Raw genomic sequence first — 7,736 nt, forward strand, 5'->3', positions numbered from 1 at the left:
CCCCCGGCCTCCCGCTGCTCGGGATGCCCCCCGCGCACCGAGGGGTACCCGCGCGCGGGCGTCCCGTCGAGCGGGGGAAAACCATAAGGAGGAGTCCCCTGAGGAACACCCCCCTGGGGCGCGCCGTTCCCGCGATAGGGCCCGGCGGAGGGCGCCCCGCTCTCGTGCCAGGACGCCTCGGAGTTGCGCGTGGGCAGCGGAGGCCGCTCACCGGAACCCCCAGGCGACGGGAACCCGCCCCGCGAGGGGGCGGCGCCCTCGGCGGGAGCCCCGCCCTGCGCGGCCCCGGTCCCCTTCTTCGCCGGTTTCGGCGCGGGTCCCCGTCGGCTGTGCCGTCCCACGCGCCTCAGCTCCCGGTGTCGGCGTCGGCGGTCTGGGCGAGGAGGTCTCTGAAGGCGGCGGCGACGGCCTCCGGGTACTCCATCATCGCGACGTGCCCGGCGTCGGGCAGGGACAGCAGCCGGGAGTCGCGGAAGGTGCGCTCGGCCTTGCGGGCCATGCGGTAGCCGACGAGCTGGTCGCGGGCGCCGTAGACCAGCAGTGTGGGGGCGAGGACGCGGGCGGCCTGGCGCCACATGTTGTGCTGGCCGCCGAGGGTGTAGGAGTTGACGAGCCCGCGCGCGGAGCGCGTCATCGCGTCCCAGAAGTACGGCAGCCGCAGCCGCCGCTCCATCTCCTCGACGGCGGCCTGGAAGCCCTCCGGGGTCACGCGCGCGGGATCGCCGTAGCAGAGCGCCGTGACGCCCCGGACGCGGTCCTCCGGCGTCCAGTCGCGGCTGAGGCGGGTGAACAGGGCGGTCACGCCGGGCACGGCGAGCAGTCCCGTCGGGAGGGCGGTGCGCTGGACGCGGATCTCGGGGAGGGCCGGCGAGACCAGGGTGAGCGTGCGGACCAGGTCGGGGCGGACGGCCGCGACGCGCGTGGAGACCGCGCCGCCCAGGGAGTTGCCGAACAGGTGGACCGGGCCGCGCCCCGAGGAGTCGAGGAGGTGGATGACCGCGCGCGCGTGCGAGGAGACCGAGTAGTTGCCGTCGTCCGGCGGCGGGGAGTCGCCGAAGCCCGGCAGGTCGACGGCCTCGCTGTCGACGTCGCCCTCCAGGCACCGCATCAGCTCCGACCAGTTCTGCGAGGAACCGCCCAGGCCGTGGACGTACAGCGCCGGAGGCAGCCCCTCGCGCGCGGGGGGCCGGGAACGGACCGTGAGCGTCGCCCCCGGCAGCCGCACCGACCTCAGGCGCTCGCCTTCCGCGACCCGGACGGGCAACGCCTTGGGAAAGACGTTGGCGGGCGGCGGAGTTGGCACCTCGGTCGAAGACATGCGGCAATGTTACGAGACGATCACACCCCCTTACATGCGATCGCCGCCACAGAAGGCGTGACAGAAGGCACAAGAGAAGAACGGAACCGATCACACCGGAACACGATCGGTCGGCGGACGGCCCGCGCACACGCGCGGGCCGACGCGACATGGCACCCGCGCGGGACGTCTCCTAGGCTCGAAAGCAACTCCGCACCACCCGGACCCATCGGCATCAGCCGGACCCCGTCGGCACCGCCCGGAACCCCTCGGCTTCCCCCGGCACCCGGTGGACGCGAACCCCAGCGGAAAGGAGACCCGTCATGGCCACCGATCCCGTCGACCCCACGGATCCCGACACCTTCGAGCACGACGCACAGCGCGACGGACAGACCGACGTCGAGGCCCCCGAGAACGACGCCGCCGAGCAGCGCGCGGAGCTGACCCCGCACCAGGACGACTCCCTGGAGGACGCGGACCCGACCCGCGCCGCCGAGGGGGACCTGCTGGAGCAGTCCCGGGTGGTCGCGCAGGACGAGGACGACTACCGCTGATCCGGCCGGCCGCCTCCGGGAGGGCCCTCGAGAGCGCCTCGTATGCCCGGAACGTGCTGGGCCGAAACCCCTCGCGTCACTTCTGTGCGGCTTTTCCCGCCGCCCCGGTCCGTGAAATTCTGCGCTCGCACCGCGCACACCACGGTTACCGAAAAGTACGATGGCGGCGCGGCCAGCACAGCACACCGCATGTGGACGACTTTGGGAGGCGGCGTGACAGCCATCGAGCAGACTGAGGCTACGCGCCCGCGAGGCACGCGCCTGCCGCGCCGTGCCCGGCGGAACCAGTTGCTGGGCGCCGCCCAGGAAGTGTTCGTGGCACAGGGCTACCACTCGGCCGCCATGGACGACATCGCCGAGCGCGCGGGTGTCAGCAAGCCGGTGCTCTACCAGCACTTTCCGGGCAAGCTCGACCTGTACCTGGCGCTCCTCGACCAGCACTGCGAGGCGCTGATCCAAGCGGTGCGCACAGCGCTGGCGTCGACGACCGACAACAAGCAGCGCGTGCGCGCGACGATGGACGCGTACTTCGCGTACGTGGAGGACGAGGGCGGCGCCTTCCGGCTGGTCTTCGAGTCGGACCTGACGAACGAGCCGGCCGTGCGCGAGCGCGTCGACAAGGTGGCGAACGAGTGCGCCGAGGCGATCTGCGACGTCATCGCCGAGGACACGGGCCTCTCGCGCGCGGAGTCGATGCTGCTGGCCTCCGGGCTCGGCGGGCTCGCCCAGGTCGTCGCCCGCTCATGGCTGCACAGCGACCGCAGCGTCCCGCGCGACCAGGCCGTCCAGCTGCTGGCCTCGCTCGCCTGGCGCGGCATCGCCGGATTCCCGCTGCACGGAGCCGAGCAGCACGGAACCGAACAGCACGGGGCGGACCAGAACGGCGCCTGACGCGGACGTCACCGGCGCCACGGCAGCCCACCGACGCCACAGTTCGCGTTTTTGTTCCCGGACGGTGTTCGCTCCTGGCGTGGGTGGCCCGCGCCGTGTCCGTCGCCCCGCCGGGCTAATGTGTGCAGCGTACGGCGCGGACGCCCGCGCACTCACTGACCGTCGGAGGGACATAGCCGTGGAGGTCAAGATCGGCGTGCAGCACGCGCCCCGCGAGATCGTTCTGGAGAGCGGTCAGAGCGCGGAGGAGGTCGAGCGGGCGGTGGCCGAGGCACTGGCGGGCCAGTCGTCGCTGCTCAGCCTCGTGGACGACCACGGGCGCAAGGTCCTGGTCCCGGCGGACCGTCTGGCCTACGTGGAGCTCGGCGAGCCGGCTCCGCGCAAGGTGGGCTTCGGCGCGTAAGGCACAGGCACGCGAGGGCCCGGCGACTGTCACAGTCGCCGGGCCCTTGATCGTTTCTTCACGGACGGCGCACATCTCCCGCACAGGGGAGGATTGCATTCCGCAGGTCACGGGTATGACGGCTACGACCTTGGTGCACGGGACGGCCGTACGGGAGGGACCCACATGATCTTCGAAGCGCTCGCCTCCGCGCTGCTCGGCCTGACGCTCGCGTGGGCAGCGGTCCGCCGCCTCCCGCACCGTCTCCCGGCCGCCTCCCTGGTCCTGACGACCGGCACGGCCGGAGCCCTGTTCGGCGACTTCGTCACGCACACGGCGTTCGCCTCGGGCCTGCTGCCGAGCCTGCTGGGCGCGGTGGTGGTGGCGACGGCGTCCCTGTCGCTGCTGCTGCGCCCGTCGGCGGGGCGCTTGCGGGAGCGATCGATCCCGGCGTAACGGCCGGGACACCCACGCGGGCGCGGACGACTCCCCGCGCCCCTGACGCCCTTTCAGGCGGCCACCGTCAGGCAGCCAGCCCCAGCGCCGCCATCCGCTTCGTGTGCGCCTCGGTGATTCGCGAGAACATCCGCCCCACCTCCGCGAGGTCGAACCCGTCGGCCACCCCGCCGACCAGCATGGTCGACAGCGCGTCCCGCTCGGCGACCACCCGCTGGGACTGCGACAGCGCCTCCCCCATCAGCCGCCGCGCCCACAGCGCGAGCCGCCCGCCCACGCGCGGGTCGGCGTCGATGGCCGCGCGCACGCGCTCGACGGCGAACCCGGCGTGGCCGGTGTCGTCGAGGACGGCGAGGACCAGCGCGCGCGTGTCGGAGTCGAGCCGCGCGGCGACCTCCCGGTAGAAGTCGCTGGCGATGGAGTCACCGACGTACGCCTTCACGAGCCCCTCCAGCCAGTCGGAGGGCGCCGTCTGGCGGTGGAAGCCGTCGAGGGCCGCGACGAACGGCTCCATGGCCTCGGTGGGCTCCGCGCCGATCTCGGTGATCCGGTCCCGCAGCCGCTCGAAGTGGTGGAACTCGGCGGACGCCATCTTCGCCAGCTCGGCCTTGTCCGCGAGGGTGGGCGCCAGCTTCGCGTCCTCCGCGAGCCGTTCGAACGCCGCGAGCTCGCCGTAGGCCAGCGCGCCGAGGAGGTCCACGACGGCGGCCCGGTACTGCGGCTCGGTCGCCGCCCGGTCCCAGTCCTGGGCGGCGATGCCGGTGTGCTCGGGGGTTTCGGCGGACTCGTTGGCGTGGTCAGACGTCGTCATGAAACGCACAATAGTCCGCCGACGAGAGGCCGTGAGCCCCGCCGCCGAGCGGGGCTGCGGCCGTACGATCCTCAGGGCCGAACCCTGTGAGAACGATGACGTGACCGAATCGGCCATCACATGTGCACGATTCCGGGGTATGGTGGTAATGCGCCTGCTGGTACCTCGTGTACTTCGCAGGCCCATGTATGAGGATGCCCGGTCGCTGGCCCGATCGGCTCCGACCCGACAGCCCTCCTGGTCCGTACGGCACATCGCGTACGGCGTCCGGAGGGACCCTCAGCGGTACGAGCGCTAGAGCGTCGGCAGAGGTCCCGTGCCCTACGGCTGGTCCGTAAGGCCGCCGACGTCCCCCGGCACGGTCCGTCAAAGACCCCCGCGCTCGCCTCGCACCGCGTACACAGAAGAGGCAGCACCCTGACTACGACGTTCAGAGAGCTCGGAATCCTTTCCGAGACCGCCGAGGCCCTCGAAGCCGTCGGCATCATCAACCCCTTCCCCATCCAGGAGATGACCCTCCCCGTCGCCCTCAGCGGCACGGACATCATCGGCCAGGCCAAGACGGGCACCGGAAAGACGCTGGGCTTCGGTCTGCCGCTCCTGGAGCGCGTCACCGTCCCCGCGGACGTCGAGGCCGGCCGCGCCGCCCCTGAGGCGCTCACAGACGCTCCGCAGGCCCTCGTCGTCGTCCCCACGCGCGAGCTGTGCACGCAGGTCACGAACGACCTGCTGACGGCCGGCAAGGTCCGCAACGTGCGCGTGACGGCGATCTACGGCGGTCGCGCGTACGAACCGCAGGTCGAGGCCCTCAGGAAGGGCGTCGACGTCGTCGTCGGCACCCCTGGGCGTCTGCTCGACCTCGCGGGCCAGAAGAAGCTCGACCTCAAGCACGTCCGGTGCCTGGTCCTCGACGAGGCCGACGAGATGCTCGACCTGGGCTTCCTGCCCGACGTCGAGAAGATCATGGACATGCTGCCGGCGCGGCGTCAGACGATGCTGTTCTCGGCCACCATGCCGGGCGCCGTCATCGGCCTCGCGCGCCGGTACATGTCGCAGCCGACGCACATCCGCGCTACCGCGCCGGACGACGAGGGCGCGACCGTCGCGAACATCGCGCAGCACGTCTACCGCGCGCACTCGATGGACAAGCCCGAGATGGTCGCCCGCATCCTCCAGGCCGAGGGCCGCGCGCTCGCGATGGTCTTCTGCCGCACCAAGCGGACGGCCGCCGACATCGCCGAGCAGCTGGAGCGCCGCGGGTTCGCCTCCGGCGCGGTCCACGGCGACCTCGGCCAGGGCGCGCGCGAGCAGGCGCTGCGCGCGTTCCGCAACGGCAAGGTCGACGTGCTGGTCTGCACCGACGTCGCCGCGCGCGGGATCGACGTCGAGAACGTCACCCACGTCATCAACTACCAGTCCCCCGAGGACGAGAAGACGTATCTGCACCGTATCGGCCGCACCGGTCGCGCGGGCGCGTCGGGTACGGCGATCACCCTCGTCGACTGGGACGACATCCCGCGCTGGCAGCTCATCAACAAGGCGCTGGAGCTCGACTTCAACGACCCGCCGGAGACGTACTCGACGTCCCCGCACCTCTTCGAGGACCTGAACATCCCGGCGGGCACGAAGGGTGTCCTGCCGCGTTCCGAGCGCACGCGCGCGGGTCTCGACGCGGAGGAGTTGGAGGACCTGGGCGAGCCGGGTGGCCGCGGTCGTGGCCGTGGTGACCGGGACCGCCGTCGTGGCTCGGGTGACCGGGACCGCCGTGGTGGCCGGGGCGAGTCCGCGCCCGCCGAGGCCGGTTCCGAGCGCCCGTCCCGTACGCCGCGCCGCCGTCGCCGTACGCGCAACGGCTCGCCTTTGGAGCAGGGCGCCGCGCCCGTCGTGGAGCAGCAGCCGTCCGCCGTCGAGGAGGCGGCCCCGGCCGGCCGTACGCCGCGCCGTCGGCGCCGTACGCGCGGTGGGGCGCAGGAGTCGGCCGTCGCGACGCCGGTGACGCCGTCCGTCGAGCAGGCGCCGGCCGCCGAGGCCGCTGTCGACACCGCCGAGGGCAAGCCGCGTCGCCGTACGCGCACGCGCAGGGGTGACGAGCAGGGCCAGGCGCCCGTCGCGTCCGTGGTCGAGACCGAGTCGGCCACCGGTACGACGCCGTCGGCGCCGGCCGCTGCCGAGACCGCCGAGGCGGCACCGCGTCGCCGTACGCGCACACGTAAGGAGTCGACGCAGGCTGTCGAGGCTCCTGTGGTCGCCGAGGTGACGGCTGAGGCCGCCGCTGTCGTGGAGGCCGTCGAGGCGAAGCCGCGCCGGACCCGCAAGACCGCCGCCACCAAGGCGGCCGAGGCCGTCGTGGAGGCCGCTGAGGCTGTCGTCGAGGCAGCGGCCAAGCCGCGCCGTACGCGGAAGACCGCCGCCGCTCCGGTGGAGGCCGCCGAAGCGGTGGTCGACGCGGTCGAGGCCAAGCCCCGGCGTACGCGGAAGACCGCCGAGGCCGCGCCGGTTGCTGAAGCCGCCGCTGAGGCCGCGCCGCGCCGTACGCGCAAGACGGCCGCCGCCAAGGCTGCCGAGGCCGCTGTGGAGGCCGCTGAGGGCGTTGTCGAGGCTCCCAAGCCTCGCCGGACCCGTAAGACCGCCGCCACCAAGGCTGCCGAGGCTGTCGTGGAGGCCGCTGAGGCTGTCGTCGAGACCGTCGAGGCCAAGCCCCGTCGGACCCGGAAGACGGCTGCGGCCAAGGCCGCCGAAGCCGCGCCCGTTGCCGAGGCTCCCGCCGAGGTCGCCGAAGCCGCGCCGCGCCGTACGCGCAAGACGGCCGCCGCGAAGGCCGCCGAAGCCGCTGTCGACACGGCCGAGGCCGTCGAGGCGAAGCCGCGTCGGACCCGCAAGACCGCCGCCACCAAGGCCGCCGAGGCCGTCGTGGAGGCGACTGAGGGGGTCGTCGAGGCAGCGGCCAAGCCGCGCCGTACGCGGAAGACCGCCGCCGCCGTGGAGACGGCCGCGGACGACGCCGTCGAGGCCAAGCCCCGTCGGACGCGCAAGACGGCCGCGACGAAGGCCGCCGAGGCCGTTGTCGACGCGGCTGAGGGTGTTGCCGAGGCTCCCAAGCCGCGTCGGACCCGCAAGNNNNCGAGGCCGCCGAGGAGGCCAAGCCGCGCCGCCGTACGACCCGGAAGGCGGCCACCGCCGCCGAGATCCCGGCGCAGGCGACGGAGGAGCCGGTCGTGAAACCGCGCCGCACACGGAAGGCCGCCGCCGTGGAGCCGACGGACGGCTGAGCAGCGACGAACGCCGACGGCCCGGCCCCCTCTCACGGGGCCGGGCCGTCGGCGTTTCCGAGGCTCACCCCCTGCC

General features: G+C 73.2%; 7 protein-coding genes. 5 read left to right on the forward strand and 2 right to left on the reverse strand.

Features of this window, described 5'->3' with window-relative positions; genetic code table 11:
• Positions 1–346: 346 nt before the first annotated feature.
• Positions 347–1,318, reverse strand: a complete 972-nt coding sequence (locus tag AOK24_RS18755; RefSeq protein ID WP_055721225.1) for an alpha/beta fold hydrolase — start codon at positions 1,316–1,318, stop codon at positions 347–349.
• Positions 1,319–1,620: 302 nt separating this feature from the next.
• Between AOK24_RS18755 and AOK24_RS18760 the strand changes: the two genes are divergently transcribed.
• The 4 genes from AOK24_RS18760 to AOK24_RS18775 all read left to right on the forward strand — a co-directional run bounded on the left by AOK24_RS18760 (position 1,621) and on the right by AOK24_RS18775 (position 3,580).
• Positions 1,621–1,851: a hypothetical protein gene (locus tag AOK24_RS18760; protein ID WP_055721226.1), complete on the forward strand. Its 231-nt coding sequence runs from the start codon at positions 1,621–1,623 to the stop codon at positions 1,849–1,851.
• Between the two features lie 213 nt (positions 1,852–2,064).
• Entirely contained in the window at positions 2,065–2,742 is a 678-nt protein-coding gene (locus AOK24_RS18765) for a TetR/AcrR family transcriptional regulator (protein ID WP_055721227.1), read from the forward strand.
• Positions 2,743–2,920: 178 nt separating this feature from the next.
• Positions 2,921–3,145: a DUF3107 domain-containing protein gene (locus AOK24_RS18770; RefSeq protein WP_010350493.1), complete on the forward strand. Its 225-nt coding sequence runs from the start codon at positions 2,921–2,923 to the stop codon at positions 3,143–3,145.
• A gap of 165 nt (positions 3,146–3,310) precedes the next feature.
• On the forward strand, positions 3,311–3,580 hold the full coding sequence (locus AOK24_RS18775; protein ID WP_055721228.1) for a hypothetical protein: 270 nt from the start codon (positions 3,311–3,313) through the stop codon (positions 3,578–3,580).
• A gap of 67 nt (positions 3,581–3,647) precedes the next feature.
• Here the strand turns inward: AOK24_RS18775 and AOK24_RS18780 are convergent, their stop codons facing one another.
• Positions 3,648–4,400: a ferritin-like fold-containing protein gene (locus AOK24_RS18780; RefSeq protein ID WP_055721229.1), complete on the reverse strand. Its 753-nt coding sequence runs from the start codon at positions 4,398–4,400 to the stop codon at positions 3,648–3,650.
• A gap of 501 nt (positions 4,401–4,901) precedes the next feature.
• On the opposite strand from AOK24_RS18780, the gene AOK24_RS18785 reads away from it, so the two are divergent.
• On the forward strand, positions 4,902–7,508 hold a 2,607-nt coding region (locus tag AOK24_RS18785), incomplete at its 3' end, for a DEAD/DEAH box helicase (RefSeq protein ID WP_206191228.1).
• Between the last annotated feature and the right edge of the window lie 228 nt (positions 7,509–7,736).

Origin of the sequence: Streptomyces niveiscabiei (genome assembly GCF_001419795.1) — a bacterium.
Classification (GTDB): Bacteria; Actinomycetota; Actinomycetes; order Streptomycetales; family Streptomycetaceae; genus Streptomyces; species Streptomyces niveiscabiei.